This window comes from Paraburkholderia sp. BR10937 (genome assembly GCF_040965695.1).
Classification (GTDB): domain Bacteria; phylum Pseudomonadota; class Gammaproteobacteria; order Burkholderiales; family Burkholderiaceae; genus Paraburkholderia.
The window spans coordinates 42,427-63,294 of the sequence record NZ_JBFRCL010000020.1 but is presented as its reverse complement, the minus strand read 5'-3'; the positions used below and the strand labels follow the sequence as shown (position 1 = coordinate 63,294).

Genomic DNA, 20,868 nt, shown 5'->3' with positions numbered 1-20,868 from the left:
ACCACCGCCTTTCAATTTCATTCGCGAGTTTCGGAGCGGCTAATGAGCACTCTGCACGACAACAGCATCATCATCGACGGCCTGAACATTTCGAAGTTCGAGCGCTCGGTGTTCGAAGACATGCGCAAGGGCGGCGTCACCGCCGTCAACTGCACGGTATCCGTGTGGGAAGACTTCCAGAAGACGGTGGACAACATTGCGCAGATGAAGCAGCAGATTCGCGAGTACAGCGAGATCCTCACGCTCGTGCGCACGACCGACGACATCCTGCGGGCGAAGAAAGAGAACAAGACGGGCATCATCTTCGGCTTCCAGAACTCGTATGCGTTCGAAGACAACCTGGGCTATATCGAGGTGTTCAAGGAACTCGGCGTGAATGTCGTGCAGCTTTGCTACAACACGCAGAACCTCGTCGGCACGGGCTGCTATGAGCCGGACGGCGGGCTCTCCGGCTACGGGCGCGAAGTGATCCAGGAAATGAACCGCGTGGGGATCCTCGTCGATCTCTCGCACGTGGGCGGAAAGACGTCATCGGATGCGATTGCGTGCTCGAAGAAGCCGGTGACGTATTCGCACTGCTGTCCGTCGGGTCTCAAGGAGCATCCGCGCAACAAGACCGACGAGCAGCTGAAGGAGATTGCTGACGCGAACGGCTTCGTGGGCGTAACGATGTTCGCGCCGTTCCTCAAGAAGGGCCCGGATTCGACGGTCGAGGACTATCTCGAAGCGATCGAATACGTGGTCGATCTGATCGGCGAGGACCGCGTGGGCATCGGCACGGATTTCACGCAAGGCTACAGCACCGAGTTCTTCGACTGGATCACGCACGACAAGGGCCGTTATCGCCGTCTCACGAATTTCGGCAAGGTCGTGAACCCGGAAGGCATCCGCACGATCGGCGAATTTCCGAATCTCACCGCCGCCATGCAAAAAGCCGGCTGGGGCGAGACGCGCATCAAGAAGGTCATGGGCGAGAACTGGATGCGCGTATTCGGCGAAGTCTGGGGCGGTTGACCGTCCGGCCTGACCATGCAGCGTGGAAAGGCCATCTCAAGTAATTAGAAACCCTGAATAAAATCGCTCGTTGAGTCATTGGAGCCCCACGAAATGCAACCGCAACTGCCGATCGATGTCGATCCCGCCACCGGCGTCTGGACCACGGACGCGCTGCCGATGCTGTACGTGCCGCGTCACTTCTTCACCAACAATCACACCGCCGTGGAAGAGGCGTTGGGCCGTGATGCGTACGCCGAGATTCTCTACCAGGCCGGCTACAAGTCGGCGTACCACTGGTGCGCGAAGGAAGCCGAAAAGCACGGCATTGCCGGCATGGCCGTGTTCGAGCACTACCTGAAGCGTCTTTCGCAGCGCGGCTGGGGCCTCTTCACGATACGCGAGGCCGACCCGGCAACCGCGCGCGCGAAGATCGAATTGCGTCATTCGTCGTTCGTGCTCGCGCAGCCGGGCAAGGAAGGCAAGCTTTGCTACATGTTCGCGGGATGGTTCGCGGGCGCGATGGACTGGGTGAACGACACCACGGAGGGCGGCAAGGACGCGCCGCGTTCGCAGTCGAAAGAAGTGCAGTGCGCCGCCGAAGGCCACGCGCACTGCGTATTCGAAGTCTCGCCGATCGCCGCCTGAACGACCGCGCGCCACCCGTAATACAGGTCACACCAAAAGACACGAACGCCAGAGGTCGTCTGCGATGCGCTACCCCAATCTGTTCAAACCCTTGACGCTCAATCAGCTCACGCTGCGCAACCGCATCGTCAGCACGGCCCACGCCGAGGTCTACGCGGAGCCGGGCGGCTTGCCGGGCGACCGCTATATCCGCTATTACGAAGAAAAGGCCAAGGGTGGCGTGGGCCTGGCCGTATGCGGCGGTTCGAGCCCGGTGTCGATCGACAGTCCACAGGGCTGGTGGAAGTCGGTGAATCTAGCCACCGACAAGATCATCGATCCGCTCGCGCGTCTGGCCGAGGCCATGCACCGCCACGGAGCGAAGATCATGATCCAGGCCACCCACATGGGCCGCCGCTCCGCCTTTCACGGCGAGCATTGGCCGCATTTGATGTCGCCTTCGGGCGTACGCGAGCCCGTGCACCGCGGCAACGCGAAAATCATCGAGGTGGAGGAGATCCGCCGCATCATCGGCGACTTTGCGGCCGCTGCAAAGCGCGTGAAGGACGCGGGCATGGACGGCATCGAAATCTCCGCCGCGCACCAGCATCTGATCGACCAGTTCTGGAGCCCGCGCACGAACTTCCGCACCGACGAATGGGGCGGCTCGCTCGAAAACCGTCTGCGTTTCGGCGTGGAAGTGCTCAAGGCCGTGCGCGAAGCGGTGGGCAAGGATTTTTGTGTCGGCCTGCGCATGTGCGGCGACGAGTTCCACGAAGACGGCCTCGATCACGAGCAGCTCAAGGAAATCGCGCAGGCGATGTCGGAAACGGGTCTCATCGATTATCTCGGCGTGATCGGCTCCGGCGCGGATACGCACAACACGCTCGCGAACTGCATGCCGCCCATGGCGCTGCCGCCGGAGCCGTTCGTGCATCTCGCGGCGGGCATCAAGTCGGTGGTCAAGCTGCCGGTCATGCACGCGCAGAGCATTCGCGACGCGGGCCAGGCCGAGCGTCTGCTCGCGAGCGGCATGGTCGATCTCGTGGGCATGACGCGCGCGCAGATCGCCGACCCGCACATGGTCATCAAGATTCGCGACGGCCGCGAAGACGAGATCAAGCAGTGCGTGGGCGCGAACTATTGCATCGACCGCCAGTACAACGGGCTCGACGTGCTGTGCGTGCAGAACGCGGCAACGTCGCGCGAAGCGACCATGCCGCACGTGATCGAAAAATCGCGCGGCCCCAAGCGCAAGGTCGTGGTGGTCGGCGCGGGCCCGGCGGGCCTGGAGGCCGCACGCGTGGCGCGGCTGCGCGGCCATGACGTCGTGCTGTTCGAGAAGAACGACGCCGTGGGCGGTCAGATTCTGCTCGCCGCGAAAGCGCCGCAGCGCGAGCAGATGGCGGGCATCGTGCGCTGGTTCGACATGGAGACGAAACGCCTCGGCGTGGATCGCCGCCTTGGCGTGACGGCCGACGAGAAAACCATCCTCGCGGAAAAGCCCGACATCATCGTGCTCGCCACGGGCGGGTCGAGCTTCACGCAGCAGGTTCCGGCCTGGGGCGTGGAAGAGGGGCTCGCCGTAAGCGCGTGGGACATCCTGAGCGGCAAGGTCGAGCCGAAACAGAACGTGCTCGTCTATGACGGCGTCAGCACGCATGCTGGCGCAGGCGTCGCCGATTTCATTTCGAGCCGCGGCTCGAAGGTCGAGATCGTGACGCCCGACGTGAAGGTCGCCGACGACGTGGGCGGCACCACGTTCCCGATTTTCTATCGCCGCCTCTATGCGCAGGGCGTGATCCACACGCCGAATTACTGGCTCGACCGTGTGTACGAAGAGGACGGCAAGAAGATCGCCGTGCTGCGCAACGAGTACACGGAGGAACAGGAAGAGCGCGCCGTCGATCAGGTGGTGATCGAAAACGGCAGCACGCCCAACGACGCGTTGTACTGGAAACTCAAGCCCGAATCGGTCAATCGCGGGCAGGTGGACGTGCACAAGCTCTTCGCGGCCGAGGCGCAGCCGTGCCTTGCGGAAGAACTCGGCAATGGCCGCTTCCTGCTGTTCCGCGTGGGCGACTGCATCTCCCTGCACAACATTCACGGCGCAATTTACGACGCGCTGCGGCTCGCCAAGGACTTCTGAACCATGAATCCGACCTGGCTCATTACCGCGCTGCTGTGGGTGTCGATGGCGGGGCTCGCGTTCGCGGTCGCGAAGCGTGCCGCTTTCTGGCGGGTGGGGCGTGCAGCCTCACCCGGCTCCGTCGGTGTCGGCAAGCTGTTCAGTATCCCGAAGCGTTATTTCGTCGATCTGCACCACGTGGTCGCGCGCGATCCGTACATCGCCAAAACGCACGTCGCCACCGCGGGGGGCGCCATCGCGGCGCTCGCGCTCGTGTTCGTCAACTACGGGTTCGCGATCTATTCGCCGTGGCTCGACAAGCTGATCTTTCTCGCGGCGCTCGCCATGCTGATCGGCGTGGTGTTCGTGTGGCGCCGCCGTCACGCGAAGGCGGTGCCGGCACGCCTCTCGCGCGGGCCCTGGAATACGCTGCCGTGGCTGCTCGGTTCGTTCGCGCTGGGCGTGGCGCTCTTCACGATCGTACCGGCGGGCGCCATGTCGGGCGGCTTCGCGGTGCTGTGCGCGGTGCTGATCGCCGTGGGCGCGTTCGCGATGACGTTCGGCGCGGCGCGCGGCGGCCCGATGAAGCATGCCGTGGCGGGGCTGCTGCACCTCGCGTTCCATCCGCGTCAGGAGCGTTTTTCGGCCTCGCGCGAGGGCTGGACCGGCAACGGCACGGCCACGCCGCCCACCGCGCTGAAGCTCCCCGACATCGAAGAGAAGCAGGAATACGGCGTGGCGAAACCCGTCGAGTTCCGCTGGAACCAGTTGCTGAGCTTCGACGCCTGCGTGCAGTGCGGCAAATGCGAGGCCGCGTGCCCCGCTTTCGCCTCGGGCCAGCCGCTCAACCCCAAGAAGCTGATTCAGGATCTCGTGGTCGGCATGGCGGGCGGCACCGATGCGGCCTATGCGGGCAGCCCCACGCCCGGCATCAAGGTCGGCCAGCATGGCGGCGCGCCGACTGGTCCGATCGTCTCAAACCTGATCGAAGCGCAAACGCTGTGGTCCTGCACGACCTGCCGCGCCTGCGTGCAGGAGTGCCCGATGCTGATCGAGCACGTGGATGCCATCGTCGATATGCGCCGCAACCAGACGCTGGTGCACGGCGAGGTGCCGGGCAAAGGCCCCGAGGTGCTGGCCAATCTGCGCGAAACGGGCACGGCGGGCGGCTACGACAAGGCGGCGCGCTACGACTGGTCGGTCGATCTCAACGCGCCCGTGGCGCAACCGGGCAAGCGTGTAGACATACTCGTGGTGGCGGGCGAGGGTGCGTTCGACATGCGCTATCAGCGCACGCTGCGCGCGCTCGTGAAGGTGCTCAACAAGGCGGGCGTGAACTACGCGGTGCTCGGCGCGCGGGAAACCGATACGGGCGACGTGGCGCGCCGCCTCGGCGACGAAGCCACGTTCCAGCAGATGGCCAGGCAGATGATGGCGACGCTCGCCACGCTGGACTTCGCGCGCATCGTCACCGCCGATCCGCACGTCATGCACAGCCTGCGCAACGAGTACCGCGCGCTTGGCGGGCGTTACGAAGTGCTTCATCACACGACCTACCTCGCGGAACTCGCCGCGACCGGACGCATCGCGCCCAAGGCCGTGCAGGCGCTCGCGGAAAAGCGCACGACCTATCACGATCCCTGCTATCTGGGCCGCTACAACGGCGAGACCGAAGCGCCGCGCAAGCTGCTCAAGACCATCGGCATCAAGGTCGTGGAGATGGAGCGCCACGGCATGCGTGCACGCTGCTGCGGCGGTGGCGGCGGCGCGCCGCTCACTGATATCCCCGGCAAGCAGCGCATTCCCGACATCCGCATCGCCGACGCGCGCGCGGTCAATGCCGACGTGGTCGCCGTGGCCTGCCCACAGTGCACGGCCATGCTCGAAGGCGTGGTGGGCCCGCGCCCCGACGTGCTCGACGTGGCCGAACTCGTGGCCGCCTCGCTGGAGTGAATCGATGAATACTCTCAAACGAATCGATCCGCGCCGCTCCTTCGTGGTCACGGCGGCGGGCCTCAAGCGCATCACGCTCGGCGAAACCGGCAGCGCGGACGCGAGCGATGCGCAGTGGCTCGCGCAGCGCGCGCACGCAAGCGCAGCGAAGCCACGCCGCGTGGTGAGTCATCCCGATCATGTTCTGCTCGCCGTTGCGCACGCCGAACGCGGCGCGCTCGACGATCACGCGTGCCAGGCCATCGCCGCCGCCGCGCTGCTGGCCGATGCGCAAACCGAAGTCGCGTTACTCGTGTTCGGCGAGCTGAAGGACGACGCCGGGGCGCTCGGCGTGGACAAGCTGATCGAACTGCCCGGTTTCGAGCGCCGCACGTTCGCGCCGGAAAGCGCGTTGCGCGCGCTGCAGGCCTGCGCGGCGGCGCTCGCGCCGAAGCACGTCTTCCTGCCCGACAACGCCAGCGGCGACGGCGACCTCGGCCGCCGTTATGCGGCCGCCGCCGGTGCGAGCGTGGCGACCCACGTGGTCGAGATCGATGCGAGGCACGTGGGCGTGTATGAACAGGCGAAGCGCGCGTGGGCCGCGCGCTCGCTGCCCGACGTGGTCCTGCTCGCGCCGAACGCCGTCGAGGCGAAGCTGCCTTTCGTCGGCGCGGGCGAACGCCTCGCGGGCGATTTCATCCGGCCGGCTACGGACCTCGTGTCGCCATACAAGGATCTCGGGCTCGAATCCATCGACGCCGCCCAGGTCGCGCTCGAAGAAGCCGATTTCATCGTCTCGGCGGGCAACGGCGTGACCGACATTGCCGCGTTCGGGCGCCTTGCCGGCGCATTCGGCGCGGCGATCGGCGCGAGCCGCGTGGCCGTGGACAACGGCCACTTCACGCGCGACAAGCAGGTGGGCGCAACGGGCAAGACGGTCGAGGCGAGCGTCTATATCGCGTTCGGCATTTCGGGCGCCGTGCAGCACTTGCAGGGCATCAAGGACTGCCGCCATGTGATTGCCGTGAATCTCGACGGCAGCGCGCCGATAGCGAAGCGCGCCAACCTGACCGTAGTCGGCGACGCGCAAGGCACGATCGCCGCGCTGATCGAACAGGTGCAAGCCGCACGCGCAAAGCGCGGCGAGATGAGCACCGTACGTGACGAAACGCATTCCGCAGGAGTCGCCGCATGAACGCACGCCATGATCCTCAACGTGGAATCGAGCGCATTGCGGTGCTCGTTTCGGTGGGGCGTCACCCCGTGAGCGGGGCGCCGCGGTACAGCCGCAACGACGCGCTCGCGCTCGACCTCGCGCGCACGCTGGCCGAGCGGCATCGCGCGCGTCTCGACGTGCTGCACGCAGGCGACGCCAATCCCGCACTCGCCGAATACCTCGCGCTGGGCGCGCACGAAGTCGAGGTGCTGGCCTGCGCGCCTTCCGGCGACGCGGCGCGCGTGCTCGCCGAGCGCGTGCGCGGCTACGACCTCGTGCTGACCGGCACGCGCGCCGAGGGCGCGCACGACAGCGGCATGCTGCCGTACCGCGTGGCGGCCGCGCTGGGTGTACCGATCGTGGGCGGCGCCGTGGATGTCGACGTGGACAGCGCCACGCGTGCCGCCGTGGTGCGCCAGTTTCTGCCCAAAGGCCTGCGCCGTCGCGTGCAGACCGCGCTGCCGGCCGTGATCGCCGTGCATCCGCTCGCGAACGCCCAGCCCCATTACGCCTATGCGCGGCTGCGCGCGGGCGCGGTGCGGCCCGCGAGCGCAACGCACGTCAGCGCCGCCGAATCGACCGAAGCTTCCGCATGGTCGGTCGGCCCGATCGAGCGTAAACCCGTGCGGCTGGCCGCGGCGGAGAAGCGCTCAGGCCACGCGCGCATGCTTTCGGCGACCACGACCGAAAGCCGGGGCGGCAACGTCGTAATTGAAGGGAGTTCGGTCGAAAAAGCACAAGTGATCCTCGCGTATTTGCGGGAGCATCAACTCATCGACTACTGATTTTGCTGGCCTGTCGGCAACGAACTGGGATGAAAAATCCGGAGCACACATGAAAGTAACGGCAGAGATTCGCGCGCTGATCGAGCGCCGCCAGGCGGGTTACAGCCTGGAGGCGCCCTTCTACCTGAGCGAGGAGATTTTCGCGCTCGATATGGAGACGATTTTCCGGCAACACTGGATCGAGGTCGCCACGGAAGCGGAGATTCCCGAGCCGGGCGACTACGTGACCGTCGATCTGGCGGGCGACTCGATCCTGATCGTGCGCGACGACGACATGCAGGTGCGCGCGTTCCACAACGTCTGCCGCCACCGCGGCGCGCGTCTGTGCAACGAAGAGAAGGGGTCGGTGGGCAATATCGTGTGCCCGTATCACAGCTGGACCTACAACCTGACCGGCGCGCTGATGTTCGCCGAGCATATGGGCGAGCAGTTCGACCGCTGCAAGCACAGCCTCAAGAGCGTGCATGTGGAAAATCTCGCGGGCCTGATCTTCGTGTGTCTCGCCGAAGAGCCGCCCGCCGACTTCGCGCTCATGCGCGCCGAGATGGAGCCGTACCTGCTGCCGCACGACCTGGCGGGCTGCAAGGTCGCCGCGCAGGTCGACATCATCGAGAAGGGCAACTGGAAGCTCGTGATGGAAAACAATCGCGAGTGCTATCACTGCGTGGCGAATCATCCCGAGCTGACGATTTCGCTCTACGAATACGGCTTTGGCTACGCGCGCACGGACGCCAACGCGGAAGGCATGGACGCGTTCGAGCGCACCTGCAACGAGCGCGCGAAGCAGTGGGAAGCGATGGATCTGCCATCGGTCGAAGTCGAAAAACTGCTGGATGTCACGGGCTTTCGCACGCAGCGCCTGCCGCTCGACCGCTGTGGCGAGTCGCAAACGCTGGACGCGAAGGTCGCCTCGAAGAAGCTGCTCGGCGAGTTCCGCACGGCCGATCTCGGCGGCCTCTCGTTCTGGACGCAGCCGAATTCGTGGCATCACTTCATGAGCGACCATATCGTGTCGTTTTCCGTGATTCCGCTGTCCGCTGGCGAAACGCTCGTGCGCACGCGCTGGCTCGTTCACAAGGACGCGCGCGAGGGCATCGATTACGACGTGGAGAACCTCACCGCCGTGTGGAACGCGACCAACAACCAGGACCGCACTCTCGTGGAGTACTCGCAGCGCGGCGCGGCGAGCAGCGCGTATGAACCGGGTCCGTATTCGCCATACACGGAAGGGCTCGTCGAAAAGTTCTCGGCCTGGTATATCGGCCGCCTCGCCACGCAGATTGGCGCATAACGCATACGCGTAAAGCAGAGAGAGCGGAGTTTGACATGATGCGAGACGCGGCCCAATTCAATCCACTCGACGCCAGCGACAGCCGGGTCACGCGCCCGGCGTTCTGGGGCGCGCTGCCCGAGCGGTGGACGAGCGAGGTCGAGGAGACCCTCGTGTGCTGCCATGTCTGGCAGGAAACGCACGACGTAAAGAGCTTTTTCCTGCGCTCGCCGCAGGGCCGCACGTTCTCGTTCGAGCCGGGACAGTTCCTCACGCTCGAACTCGAGATCGACGGCGAGGCCATCAACCGGTGCTATACGATTTCCTCGTCGCCTGCACGGCCTCATACCATTTCCATTACGGTCAAGCGCGTGCCGGGCGGCAAGGTGTCGAACTGGCTGCACGACAACCTGCGTCCGGGTGTTTCGCTGCGCGTGCTCGGGCCGGCCGGCGAATTCACCTGTGCGCGTCACCCTGCGCCGAAGTATCTGTTCCTTTCCGCGGGGTCCGGCGTCACACCACTGATGTCGATGAGCCGCGCGCATCACGATCTCGCCGAGGACCGCGACATTGTTTTCGTGCACAGCGCCCGCACGCCCGACGACATCATCTTCGCGCGCGAGCTGGAGCTGATCGCGTCGAGCCGCGCGAATTTCCGCACGTCGTTCGTCTGTGAAAGGGTGGGCGCGCGCACCGATTGGTCAGGCGTGACGGGCTTTCTCTCGCTGCCGCTGCTGAAGTTGATCGCACCGGACTTCATGGAGCGCGAAATCTTCACCTGCGGGCCAGCGCCCTACATGAAAGCCGTGCGCGATCTGCTCGACGAAGCGGGCTTTGAGCGCAAACGCTATCACGAAGAGAGTTTTTCATTCGAAACGCTTACGGCTGAGGCCGAAGCGCCAGTCGAACAGCCTCCGGCGGAATTGTCCGTCGAAACAGCCAGCTTCAAGATCACCTTCGCGAAGAGCCGCCGCGAGATTCAATGCGGTGCACAACAGACCGTGCTCGATGCTGCGCGCCAGGCCGGCGTGCGCCTCGCTTCCTCGTGCAGTCAGGGCATGTGCGGAACCTGCAAGGTCAAGCTCGTTTCCGGGCAAGTGGATATGAAGCATAGCGGCGGCATACGCCAGCGCGAAATCGATCAGGGCATGGCGCTGCTGTGCTGCTCGAAGCCGCTGTCCGACCTCGTCGTCGACAAATAGCGCGCGCGTCGCGCAACGACAAGAACACGTCGTAAATCGACGTTAGCGGCAGATTGTGGCGGGCGAATCTGCATAGGCACGGGGCGCTTGCCCATATCACAGGAGATCGACCATGAAGCTGGCTGGAAAACTCTTTTGGACCGGTGTGTTATCGGCGATGGTGAGCTTGAGCGCCCCGGCGTTTGCCGACGGCAAGCCGACCTTGAAGATCGGTTATGTCGAAGGCTGGGACGACAGCGTCGCGACGTCCAACGTGGCCGCACGCATCATCGAGAAACGCTACGGCTATCCGGTGCAGCTCGTGCCGGTGGCCGCGGGCATCATGTGGCAGGGCGTGGCGCGCGGCGACCTCGACGCGACGCTTTCCGCCTGGCTGCCCGTCACGCAGGGCGCGTATTGGGCGCAATTCAAGGACAAGGTGGTCGACCTCGGGACGAACTTCACCGGCGCGAAGATCGGCCTCGTGGTGCCCGACTACGTGAGCGCGAAGAGCATCGCCGATCTGAACGCGGACAAGTCGGCGTTCGGCGGTCGCATCGTCGGCATCGACGCCGGCGCGGGCGTGATGCGCAAGACCGACGAGGCCGTCAAGCAATACGACCTTAGCTACAGCGTGATGCCGAGTTCGGGCAGCGCGATGACGGCCGAGCTGGCGCGTTCGGTAGGGTCGAAGAAGCCCGTGATCGTCACGGGCTGGACACCGCACTGGATGTTCGCCAAGTACAAGCTGCGGTTCCTCGACGATCCGAAGAACGTCTACGGCGCCGCCGAGCACGTCGACAACGTGGCCAACCCCGAGCTCGAGAAGAAGGCTCCGCAGGTGGTGACGTTCCTGAAGAACTTCCAGTGGAAGCCGGGTGAGATCGACAGCGTGATGCTCGCGATCCAGAACGGCGAGAAGCCCGACGCTGCCGCCGACACGTGGAGCGCCGCGCACGGCGACCGTGTGAACGCCTGGGCGGGCACGCAGTAATCGCAAGCAATCAAACGGCAGGGGGCCCGCCGCGGCCCCGCCAGACCAGCGCCCGTCACGGGCCGCGCGCGGCGCGATTGTGCATATGCAGCATGTAGTTGTTCTGATGCGGCGCCGTGTCGCTTTTACGTAAGCGTCTGTCGCAATTCGCCATCCCGGCAGGGTTTTTTCTGGCAACCATGTAGACATACCGTGCGGGCCGGCGCCTGCCGTTCGAGGAGACGGAGTCGATGAAATCCCCCAAGATCGTGGTCGATGGACTATGCAAGGTATTCGGGCCCAACCCGAAGCTTGCCCGTGAGCTGCTCGCGAAGGGCGCGACGAAAGACGAGCTGTTCGCGAAGACCGGCTATGTGCTCGGCGTGAACAATGCGTCGTTCGAGGTGCACGAGGGCGAGATCTTCGTGCTGATGGGCCTGTCCGGCTCGGGCAAGTCCACGCTGATCCGGCTCATCAACCGGCTCGTGGAGCCCACGGCCGGCAAGGTCATCATCGACGGGCGCGATATCGCAGCCGTGCGGCGCTCGGAACTGGTCGCGCTGCGCCGCACCGACATGAGCATGGTGTTCCAGTCGTTCGCGCTCATGCCGCAGCGCAGCGTGCTCGCGAATGCCGCGTTCGGCCTCGAAGTGGCGGGCGTGGGCCGCAAGGAGCGCGAGCGGCGCGCGCTGGCCGTGCTGGAGCAGGTCGGCCTCGCGGCGTTTGCACAGAAGCTGCCCGCCGAGCTGTCGGGCGGCATGCAGCAGCGCGTGGGGCTCGCTCGCGCGCTCGCGGTGAATCCCTCGCTCATGATCATGGACGAAGCGTTCTCCGCGCTCGATCCGCTCAAGCGCAAGGAAATGCAGAACGTGCTGCTGCAACTGCAAAAGGAGCAGCGCCGCACGATCATGTTCGTTTCTCACGACCTCGAAGAGGCATTGCGCATTGGCAGCCGCATCGCGATCATGGAAGGCGGGCGCATCGTGCAGATCGGCACGCCGCAGGAAATCATCAGCAATCCTGCCGATGACTATGTGCGCGCGTTCTTCGACGGCGTGGACACGAGCCGCTATCTCACGGCGGGGGATCTCATGCAGCGCGAAGCCGTGCCGCTCATCCGCTCGCTCGACGCGAACAGCGTGGCCTCGTCGCTCAACGGCAGCGCCGATTACGCGTTCGTGCTGGACGCCCAGCGCCGCATCAGCGGGTGCGTCACGCGCGATGCGATAGGCGCCGCGCAGCCGTCGCTGAAGAAAGTCGAGTGCATCACGCTAGGCACGCCGCTGGAGCAGGTGGTCTCGCGCGTGTGTGCGAACACGACGGCGCTGCCCGTGGTCGACGACGAGGGCCGCTATTGCGGCTCCATCGATCAGGCCGCCGTCCTGAAGGTCATTACGCGTAATCGAGGTGCTGCCCATGTCTGAGATCATTCCCGTCGGCCAGTGGGTCGATCAGTCGGTTCACTATCTGCTGGACCATGACGCCAACAGCTTCGACGCCGTCGGCAAGGCAATCGAGGGCTTTGCTGCGCTCGTCGAGCACGGCTTGCAGGCCATCCCCATGTGGGCGCTCATGGCGTTCTTCATCGCAATCGGCCTGTGGCGCGTGGGCTGGCGCTTCGCGATCTTCGCCACCTGCTCGCTGTTGCTGATCTACGCAACCGGCTTCTGGGATCAGACCGTGGTGACGCTCGGCCTCACGCTCTCGTCGACGGTGATCAGCCTCGTGATCGGCATTCCGCTTGGCATCTGGACGGCGAAGAGCAAGGTGGTGCAAACCATCGTGCGGCCCATCCTCGACCTGATGCAGACTATGCCCGCGTTCGTCTATCTGATTCCCGCGGCGATGCTGTTCGGTCTTGGCCGCGTGCCGGGCATTCTGTCGACCGTGATCTTTGCCATGCCGCCGGCGGTTCGCCTCACGAGCCTCGGCATCAAGCACGTGAACCGCGAGATCGTAGAAGCAGGGCAGGCGTTCGGCTGCACGCCGTGGCAACTGCTGTACAAGGTGCAGTTTCCCAATGCGCTGCCGTCCATCATGCAGGGCGTGAACCAGACCATCATGATGGCGCTTTCCATGGTCATCATCGCTTCGATGGTGGGCGCAGGTGGTCTAGGCAATGACGTGCTCGCGAGCATTCAGCGGCTGGATATTGGCCTCGGTTTCGAAAGCGGACTGTCCGTCGTGCTGCTCGCCATTATCCTCGACCGCATTACTGAGAGTTTCGGCCGGGCGCCGGGCGCCGTGAAAGCGCCGCTGTTCTCGGGGCTCAAGCAACTGATGCGCGTGCGTCCCGCAGTCGTCGAGGCGTAAGCGTCGAAATAACACGATCAACCGCGTTTCCCGAGGAGCGCAATGTGACGACTGACATCGCCGTGCCCGAGCCCGAGACGCGCACGGCATCGTCTCTCCGCCATTTCGGTTTCCTGACGTTGCAGAACTTTTCGATGATCGCGTTTTCGAGTGCGGTCGAGGTTCTGCGCATGGCGAACTACGTGGGGCGCGCGGAGCATTACCGCTGGTCGATCTACTCGCTCGACGGCGCACCGGCCCGCGCAAGCAACGGCATCACGGTGCGCCCCGCGCAGGCTCTCGACCCGGCGTGCCTGCCCGACGTGCTGATCGTGTGCGGCGGCATACGCATACGCGAGATCATGAGCGAGGGCGTGCGCGCCACGCTCGCCATGGTGGCGCAGCGGGGCGTGCCGCTCGGCGGCATTTGCACCGGCGCTTACGCGCTGATGGCGAGCGGGCTGCTGGACGGTTATCGCTGCGCCGTGCATTGGGAGGATCTCACGGTTCTTCACGAAGAGTTTCCGCGCGTGCGTTTCGCCGATGAACTGTTCGTGGTCGATCGCGACCGGCTCACTTGCACGGGCGGCACCGCGCCGCTCGATCTGATGCTCGAACTCGTTGGCGCGCGACTTGGTCAGAGTCTTGCTGCCAAGGTGTCCGAACAGTTCATTCTCGAGCGGATTCGCGGCTCGTCGGATCTGCAGCCTATTCCCGTGGATGCGCGTGTGGGTTTTTCGCGTGCCGAGTTGGTGGAGGTCGTGCGGTTGATGGAGGCTAATATCAAGGAGCCTCTGTCGCTGGAGGAACTCGCGCGGCTCGTTCGGCTTTCGCAACGGCATTTGCAGCGGATGTTCAAGGCGTATCTCAACGTTTCGCCGACGCATTATTACTTGACGTTGCGGCTCAAGCGCGCGCGGGAGCTGTTGCGTACGACCGATACTTCGATTTCTCGTGTGACCGCTATTTGTGGGTTTAATTCACCCTGCCATTTTAGTAAGGCGTATCGGGTGCAGTTTGGGCATGCGCCTAGTCATGAGCGGCGGGGCGCTGAGTGATCGGTTTTGTTTTTTTGGCCTTTCCTTGTGTTCAAGGAAAGGCCAAACAAAGCGCCCAACCGGCAAAAAAAGTCAGTGCAACGAACCACCAACAACAACCTCGCCCTCAGCAAGCGCAGCACCCCCCCGCAATAGCGCATCGAGATCTGCCAACTGCACCGCATCCTGCCCACTACGCTGCGCACGAAACATCACCGGCGGCACGCCGAACTGCTTGCGAAACTCACGCCCAAGATGCGAAGCATCCGAAAACCCGCAACTAGAAGCAATATCGGCAACGGTGCGATCCGAACTCGTGAGTAACCAGGCGGCCGTCCGCAGACGCAACGCATTGGCAAACGCGCGCGGACTCTTCCCCGTCTCCGCCTTGAAAAGGCGCTCGAGTTGCCGCGCCGAGAGGTTCAGCTTGCAGGCCAGTTCTTCCAGCGGCACGTTGCGGCCAACCTGCTGCTCCATCAACAGTACGGCGCGCTTGACCTTCGGGTGCGTGGCAGGCTCGAGGCCGGGCGGGTGAGGCTGGGGCGCATTGCCCTTTTGCATTTCGCCGACCAGCAAGATGCGCAGCGCCTTCTGCACTGTCGCATGATCGAAGTGGCGCAGCAAAATGGCAGCGGCGACGTCGATTGATGCGCGGCCGCCCGAGCAGGTAATGCGGCGACGGTCGATCGCGAACAGACGGTCGGCGACGATGGCATCGGCATTCACGTTGGGGAAGCGCTCGATGAAGTCCCAATAGTGGAACCAGCTCACGCAAATACGATGACCGTCGAGCACGCCGGCGCGCATGAGCGCGAAAACGCCTGTGCAGATCCCGACAACCGTCGTCTCGCCGCCGGCCGCGCGACGGATGTACTGCAGCGTGGCTTCGCTCGCGTGCGGGCCGGAGTGCAGCAGTCCGCCCACGACGACCAGATAGTCGACCGGTTCGGCGTCGGTAAAGGTCTCCCAAGGCGCGATCTGGATGCCGCAGCTCGCACGCACGGGCGCGAGCGTCTCGCCGATCACGCGCCACGAGCAACGCACGGGCTTGCTGTAGTCGCCTTCGTCGGCGGACAGACGCAGCATGTCGACGAAACCGGAGAACGCGGTTAGCGTGAAGTTCGGCAGCAGCACGATGCCGAAACGGATGCGCTCCTTGGGAGCGGCGTCGATGGAAACGGCGGTGGCGAGGGTGTCGGACATGGAGGCACAGGTAAGCGGCGATGCGGTTTCAGGCAAGCTTCCCCGATATGGCCCCGAGGCGCTTGTCGATTTCCGCCATCGATCTTCGCAAAAGCGAAATCTTGAAGGAATACACGCCGCATGGCGGCGCGGTTCCGCCGCCCTGGCGCGTCCGTTCTAGCGCCGCCGCCGCCGCTTTGGTCAACTCGTGAGCGGGCACACGCCCCACGCCGCACCCATCCACGAGGCCCGCTGTCATGCCGCGCACCGTAACCGTCGAACTCAACAAACGCGCCTGTCACGGCGATGCTGAAGCCGCGCTCGCCCTGCTGGAGCAGAGCATGGCGCGCGGCCACGGGCGTATCGGGCTGCTGCGCTATCTGCAGGCGCGTTGCGTGGGTGCGCCGCTCGCGCGGCGGCATCACGACTATGCAGAGCGCGTGGCGAGCCGGATGAGCGAGGGTGCGTTCGCGGCGCTGGTGGCGCAGGCGCAGCGCCGCCACAGCATGGCGGCTTGAACGCCCGGGCGCTTGCTCACAGGACGACGGTGCGGCCGTCGTTGATGAAGACCCGCCGCTCGAGAAAGACCCGTACGGCGCGCGCGAGCGTCACGCATTCGACGTCGCGCCCGACGGCCAGCAGACGCTCGGGGTTCAGCGAATGGTCGACCCGCTGCACTTCCTGCTCGATGATCGGACCTTCGTCGAGATCGTCGGTGACGAAGTGCGCCGTCGCGCCGATCAGCTTGACCCCGCGCACGTGCGCCTGATGATAGGGGCGCGCGCCCTTGAAGCCGGGCAGGAAGGAATGGTGGATGTTGATGGCGCGTCCGGCCAGCTTCTGGCTCGTTTCGTCAGAAAGAATCTGCATGTAGCGCGCGAGAATCAGCAGCTCCGAACCGGTCGAATCGAACAGGTCGAGGATGGCGGCCTCCTGTTCACGCCGCGTTTCCGGCGTGACGGGCAGATAGTGAAACGGCAGGTCGTGCTGCCTCGCGAGCGGTTCGAAATCGCGGTGATTCGAGGCAATGCCCGCGATGTCCATCTGCAGCTCGCCCATGCGCCAGCGAAACAGCAGGTCGGCGAGGCAGTGCTCGAGCTTCGACACCATGATGAGCACTTTGGGACGCACCCGCAGGTCGTGAATGGCCCAGGTCATGTCGTGCTTGCGCGCGACGCTGGCGAACTCGTCCCGCAGGCCCGCGAGATCGAAGCGTTCGCCCGCGCCGGGCTGCACGACCTCGTGGAAGACGCAGCGCAGGAAGAAGCGCGTGCTGATGTCGTCGTCGAATACCGTGAGCTCGTCGATATAGCCGCTGTGCGCGTCGAGAAAGCCGGCGACCGCGGCGACCTGCCCGGCCGCGGCGGGGCAGGACAGCGTGAGCACGTAGCGGTGCTGCGGGTTTTCGGTGGGCATGCGCGTTCTCCTCGTGTCGTGGTGCGCCCGCTGCAACTTGCGCGTCGTGCGGGGGCGCTGGCTTGATGGCGCAAGTAAGCCACCAATCGGCGTGCGGCACATAGAACCCACGCGCTGTATCGCGAGAATGAATACGCCAACCCGCCGCCAAAATGAAGAGGGTCACTTTTGCCCCTGGCGCTGTCGCATTCCTGCTATCCCGCGCATTTTTCTCCGGCAAGCATGGGGCTGCGACGAAACGGAGGCGGAGATGAAGAGTTATCTGGGTCCGCAGGCGAGGGCGTTGAACGGGCAGCGTGCCGCGCTTTTTCGCGTGCGCACCTCGGTCGCCGACGTGTATATGTCGGTGAGCCGCTCGAACTACGGCAACGCGGAACGGGCCGTGGTCGAAGTGGACTGCGCGCGCTTCTTGAGGCTCTGGCGGGACGAACCGTGCGGCGATTGCGCCGGGCTCGCCAACGGCAATCCGCAGACATGGCGTGCCGACCCGCGCTTCGAACTGGCGGCCGAGGGTTTCAGCTTCGGCGAGGAAGACCCGGTGCCGCTTGCAGAAGTCAGTTGCCCGGCGCGCGCCGCCGTACCGTACGTTGCGTTCACGGATGGCGTGATGCGGACGCTCTGGCTAGCCGCCTACGAGGCCAGGTCGTTTCCGGTGGAATGCGCCGTGAACGACGCCGAGGCGCTACAACGCCTGGCTGGAACGGCTGGCAGCCGCTGGTTCAGCGTCGCCGAACTCGTTCCGCCGCAAGTCGCGCGAGCCCGGGAATGACGCGCTAGCGTCAGTGCGCGAGCGACCACATGAGCGACACGGAGAACGCGCCCACCACGACGGACGCGCAGCGCTGGAAGAACGCGGGACGAATGAACGGCGCACGGTCGTTGCGCGGCGCGGCGCCAATGGCGATCCATGTCAGGCCAATGGGAATCAGCAGGACCGCGAAGATCGCCATGGCCTGGAGCCACGTGATCACGCTCGCGAACGCCGCGGGCGGAAAAATCGAGCCGGCGAACAAAATGGCCTTGGGGTTGAGCACCGTGGCGCTGAACAGCGTGCGCGTGCCGACCACACCCCTGGCCGACGTCTCGATCGAGTTGGCCGTGAACCAGAGGCGCAAGGCGAGCCACGCCAGATAGAGGCTGCTGGCCACACGCAGCACCTTCGGCAGCCAGCCCAGCGAATGCGACGCATGGGTGAAGCACAACCCCCAGACGGTAATCGACACCAGGTAGCCGGCCAGTTCGGCGACGGTCAGATGCGCGGAGTGCCGCAAACCCTGCCGCAAACCGGCGGCGGCGAGCAGGGTGTTGGTCGGCCCCGGCATGAGCAGCACGATCGCGCAGCCCGAGACCATCAGCCCGATGGTGGAAATGGAAAGCATGAGGGCGACTTGGGGAATAGGGGTTTGGATTCTGGAAGCTAAATGTAGGGCGTTATGGCAGCCAGTGACTGAAACTACCCCGCGGTGCCCGAATTCTACGGCTTGCACCGGTGTATGCCTATTTCAGCCGGGCCCGAGGCGCTAAACCATCGGCCGATATTCGTCGTGCTCAGAGCGGCATCTGCTTTGGTAAATGCGTGCTTATGTCACGCGCCTAAATTATTGATTTCAATGCATCTCTTGATGCGTAACAAATCATTTCAAAATATTTCTCGTCTCACCCTAAATAATTCGCGACGCCCGCCGTTAAAGCACCCACGAGAACTTTGCCCAGAAAACTTGCGGGTCGAGGAAAAATAAACATACGCCGTCCGGGGTCGAGAGCCCGCACGTTGCGGCCGCCGTTATCGTCAACCCCTATGCCTGATTTGTCGTGGACCATGCCCGTGGCGCGCTGGTCCTTCTGGTCTTCCGCATCGGAAAGTGTGCCTGAGGTTGCGTTCGTCGATCCGATGATGCGCCGCCGCCTGAGCGCGCTTTCGCGGATGGCGCTGCAGGTGGCGGGTGACTGCGTCGATGCGCAAACCAGGGCACGCGTGGTCTTCGCATCGCGGCACGGCGAGTTGCGCCGCACGACGGACATTCTGCGCGACATTGAAGCACACAAGCCCGTTTCGCCGAACGCGTTCAGCCTTTCCGTGCTCAATGCGATGACGGGGCTGTTCGGCATCGTGCGCGGCGACCGTTCGCCGGCGACGGCCCTCTCGGCAGGGGCGGCAACGCTGGGCTACGCGCTGCTCGAAGGCCATGCGCTGCATACCGAAGACCCCGCAAGCCCCGTATTGGTCGTCTACGCCGACGAACCCGCCGACGTGCGCTACGGCGCGGTCGAGCAGGAAGTGCAGCGCGGCGCGTTCGCATTGCTGCTCGACGCGAGCGAGGCGCCGCAAGGCCGGCTCGCGTGCTCCATCACGGAAAACAAGCAGGGCCCGGCAGCGCAGGCACGCGCATTCGCTACGCAAAGCGAAGCGCTGCATCACTGCCTGAACGGCGGCGAAAGCGCCGCGTGGCAGGGCAGCGGCGGCACATGGCAATGGGGCTGGCATGTCGGCTCGGCTTGATTACGGCTGGCGGCTCTTCGCCACCGGCTTCAGCCTCGCGTTGTTCGGCGCGTGCGGGCTGCTCTTCTCGGTGATCGTGTTTCCGGTCGCGTCGGTCTGGCCGCATCGCGCCTCGCGGCAACGCGCGGTGACCACCATCATTCACTGGTTTTTCCGCTCGCTCGTGGCCGCCTTGCAGCGCGCGGGCGTCATGACGCTCGACGTGGCCGGCGCGAACGCGCTGCGCTCGGGCGCACCCGCCATCATTGTCGCGAACCATCCCACCTATCTCGATGTGGTGGTGCTGCTCGCGCTCACGCCTTCGGCCTGTTGCGTCGTGAAGAATGCGCACTGGCGCAACCCGTGCTTCTGGGGCATCGTGCGCGCGGCCGAGTACGTGAGCAACGCTGATCCCACAGGCTTCGTGCAGGACTGCGCGCGCCAGCTCGCGAACGGCTACAGCATGATCATTTTTCCCGAAGGCTCGCGCAGCCCCGCGCCGAATCGCCTGCACGCGTTCTCGCGCGGCTTCGCGCATACGGCGCTCGAGGCCGGCGCGCCGGTTCTGCCTGTGCTCATGCACTGCGATCCGCCCGCCTTCACCAAGCAGATGCGCTGGTATCACGTTCCGCAGCGCCCCTTCCGCATGAGCGTGAACGTGCTGGCGCCCATCGGCGTCCAGCCGCTCGCGCCGCGCGACATGCCTTCCGCACTCGCCGCGCGCAACGTCACGCGCACCATCGAGGCGCAAATCACACAGCACCTGTTTGACTATGGATACTTTAAAACTGGAAATTAAGCGGCTCCTGATCGAGGCGCTCGATCTCGAGCATCTCACGCCCGCCGATATCGACGACGACGCGCCGCTGTTCGACACCGACGGCGTAGGGCTCGACTCGATCGACGCGCTGGAGATCGGCATCGTGCTGCGCCAGCGCTATCAACTGACCATCAACGCCGACGACGAAAACGTGCGCGGCTACTTCCGGTCGATCAATACGCTCGCGGCGCTCGTCGCGGGCCACGCAAACGAAAACGAGGCGCTGGAAGCCACTGCAGGGAAAGGGGATTGAATCATGAACGAAGCTGAAATTCTCGACCGTATCCGCGAGATCTTTCACGAGAACTTCGATATCGATCCGGCGCGCGTCACGCCGGAGGCGCACCTGTTCGAGGAACTGGATCTGGACAGCATCGACGCGGTCGATCTGGCCATCAAGCTCCAGGAAATGACGGGCCGCCGCATCAAGCCGGAAGAGTTCAAGCAGGTGCGCACGGTGGGCGACGTGATCGCCGCGGTCGAGTCGCTGCTCGTGACCCAGGCTTGAGGCCATTCGTGACGGCTCTTCGCAGGCCC

20 protein-coding genes and 1 pseudogene are annotated in these 20,868 nt (G+C 64.7%); 18 read left to right on the top strand and 3 right to left on the bottom strand.

Annotated elements, in window-relative coordinates; all coding sequences use genetic code 11:
• The first annotated feature begins 42 nt into the window (after positions 1–42).
• The 12 genes and pseudogenes from AB4Y44_RS18130 (at position 43) to AB4Y44_RS18075 (ending at position 14,455) form a co-directional block, all read left to right on the top strand.
• The gene (locus AB4Y44_RS18130) at positions 43–1,014 is read left to right on the top strand and encodes a dipeptidase (RefSeq protein WP_368700442.1); all 972 of its coding nucleotides are present in this window, start codon (positions 43–45) and stop codon (positions 1,012–1,014) included.
• 93 nt (positions 1,015–1,107) lie between these two features.
• Positions 1,108–1,641, top strand: coding sequence for a DUF5943 domain-containing protein (locus tag AB4Y44_RS18125; RefSeq protein ID WP_342923506.1), 534 nt, complete (start codon positions 1,108–1,110; stop codon positions 1,639–1,641).
• Between the two features lie 64 nt (positions 1,642–1,705).
• On the top strand, positions 1,706–3,769 hold the full coding sequence (locus tag AB4Y44_RS18120; RefSeq protein ID WP_342923507.1) for an NADH:flavin oxidoreductase: 2,064 nt from the start codon (positions 1,706–1,708) through the stop codon (positions 3,767–3,769).
• A 3-nt stretch (positions 3,770–3,772) separates the two neighbouring features.
• Positions 3,773–5,701: a (Fe-S)-binding protein gene (locus tag AB4Y44_RS18115; protein WP_368700441.1), complete on the top strand. Its 1,929-nt coding sequence runs from the start codon at positions 3,773–3,775 to the stop codon at positions 5,699–5,701.
• A gap of 4 nt (positions 5,702–5,705) precedes the next feature.
• A complete protein-coding gene (locus AB4Y44_RS18110) occupies positions 5,706–6,875 on the top strand; it encodes an FAD-binding protein (protein WP_368700440.1) in 1,170 nt (389 codons plus the stop codon).
• Entirely contained in the window at positions 6,872–7,681 is an 810-nt protein-coding gene (locus AB4Y44_RS18105; protein WP_368700439.1) for an electron transfer flavoprotein subunit beta/FixA family protein, read from the top strand. The genes AB4Y44_RS18110 and AB4Y44_RS18105 overlap by 4 nt, the downstream gene beginning before the upstream one ends.
• A 49-nt stretch (positions 7,682–7,730) precedes the next feature.
• Positions 7,731–8,972 carry an aromatic ring-hydroxylating dioxygenase subunit alpha gene (locus AB4Y44_RS18100; RefSeq protein WP_368700438.1) on the top strand — a complete coding sequence of 414 codons (1,242 nt, stop codon included), beginning with the start codon at positions 7,731–7,733 and terminating at the stop codon, positions 8,970–8,972.
• 35 nt (positions 8,973–9,007) lie between these two features.
• The gene (locus AB4Y44_RS18095; protein WP_368700437.1) at positions 9,008–10,153 is read left to right on the top strand and encodes a 2Fe-2S iron-sulfur cluster-binding protein; all 1,146 of its coding nucleotides are present in this window, start codon (positions 9,008–9,010) and stop codon (positions 10,151–10,153) included.
• 112 nt (positions 10,154–10,265) lie between these two features.
• On the top strand, positions 10,266–11,126 hold the full coding sequence (locus AB4Y44_RS18090) for a glycine betaine ABC transporter substrate-binding protein (protein WP_368700436.1): 861 nt from the start codon (positions 10,266–10,268) through the stop codon (positions 11,124–11,126).
• A gap of 12 nt (positions 11,127–11,138) precedes the next feature.
• Positions 11,139–12,529: pseudogene (locus tag AB4Y44_RS18085) on the top strand (glycine betaine/L-proline ABC transporter ATP-binding protein); the annotation flags it as partial.
• Positions 12,522–13,418, top strand: coding sequence for a choline ABC transporter permease subunit (gene choW / locus AB4Y44_RS18080; protein ID WP_342923514.1), 897 nt, complete (start codon positions 12,522–12,524; stop codon positions 13,416–13,418). The pseudogene AB4Y44_RS18085 and the gene choW, both read left to right, overlap by 8 nt.
• Before the next feature lie 44 nt (positions 13,419–13,462).
• Complete coding sequence (locus AB4Y44_RS18075) at positions 13,463–14,455, top strand: GlxA family transcriptional regulator (RefSeq protein ID WP_342923515.1); 993 nt, start codon at positions 13,463–13,465, stop codon at positions 14,453–14,455.
• Positions 14,456–14,527: 72 nt separating this feature from the next.
• Here the strand turns inward: AB4Y44_RS18075 and AB4Y44_RS18070 are convergent, their stop codons facing one another.
• Entirely contained in the window at positions 14,528–15,637 is a 1,110-nt protein-coding gene (locus AB4Y44_RS18070; protein WP_368700435.1) for a GlxA family transcriptional regulator, read from the bottom strand.
• 236 nt (positions 15,638–15,873) lie between these two features.
• On the opposite strand from AB4Y44_RS18070, the gene AB4Y44_RS18065 reads away from it, so the two are divergent.
• Positions 15,874–16,134, top strand: a complete 261-nt coding sequence (locus tag AB4Y44_RS18065; protein ID WP_342925117.1) for a hypothetical protein — start codon at positions 15,874–15,876, stop codon at positions 16,132–16,134.
• A gap of 16 nt (positions 16,135–16,150) precedes the next feature.
• Here AB4Y44_RS18065 and purU read toward each other — a convergent pair whose 3' ends face one another.
• Complete coding sequence (purU, locus tag AB4Y44_RS18060; protein WP_368700434.1) at positions 16,151–17,032, bottom strand: formyltetrahydrofolate deformylase; 882 nt, start codon at positions 17,030–17,032, stop codon at positions 16,151–16,153.
• 250 nt (positions 17,033–17,282) lie between these two features.
• On the opposite strand from purU, the gene AB4Y44_RS18055 reads away from it, so the two are divergent.
• The gene (locus AB4Y44_RS18055; RefSeq protein ID WP_368700433.1) at positions 17,283–17,801 is read left to right on the top strand and encodes a hypothetical protein; all 519 of its coding nucleotides are present in this window, start codon (positions 17,283–17,285) and stop codon (positions 17,799–17,801) included.
• Between the two features lie 10 nt (positions 17,802–17,811).
• Here AB4Y44_RS18055 and AB4Y44_RS18050 read toward each other — a convergent pair whose 3' ends face one another.
• Positions 17,812–18,411 (bottom strand): LysE family translocator, encoded by a 600-nt coding sequence (locus tag AB4Y44_RS18050; protein ID WP_368700432.1) that lies wholly within the window; start codon positions 18,409–18,411, stop codon positions 17,812–17,814.
• A 419-nt stretch (positions 18,412–18,830) separates the two neighbouring features.
• Here AB4Y44_RS18050 and AB4Y44_RS18045 point away from each other — a divergent pair, with 419 nt between their 5' ends.
• From AB4Y44_RS18045 to AB4Y44_RS18030, 4 genes are read left to right on the top strand one after another with little or no spacing between them, the layout of a single operon-like run.
• Complete coding sequence (locus tag AB4Y44_RS18045) at positions 18,831–19,532, top strand: beta-ketoacyl synthase chain length factor (RefSeq protein ID WP_368700431.1); 702 nt, start codon at positions 18,831–18,833, stop codon at positions 19,530–19,532.
• The gene (locus AB4Y44_RS18040) at positions 19,516–20,310 is read left to right on the top strand and encodes a lysophospholipid acyltransferase family protein (RefSeq protein WP_342925122.1); all 795 of its coding nucleotides are present in this window, start codon (positions 19,516–19,518) and stop codon (positions 20,308–20,310) included. The genes AB4Y44_RS18045 and AB4Y44_RS18040 overlap by 17 nt, the downstream gene beginning before the upstream one ends.
• Entirely contained in the window at positions 20,285–20,584 is a 300-nt protein-coding gene (locus tag AB4Y44_RS18035; protein ID WP_028212563.1) for a phosphopantetheine-binding protein, read from the top strand. Before AB4Y44_RS18040 ends, AB4Y44_RS18035 begins: the two co-directional genes overlap by 26 nt.
• Positions 20,585–20,587: 3 nt before the next feature.
• Complete coding sequence (locus tag AB4Y44_RS18030; RefSeq protein ID WP_028208535.1) at positions 20,588–20,839, top strand: acyl carrier protein; 252 nt, start codon at positions 20,588–20,590, stop codon at positions 20,837–20,839.
• The last annotated feature ends 29 nt before the right edge of the window (positions 20,840–20,868 follow it).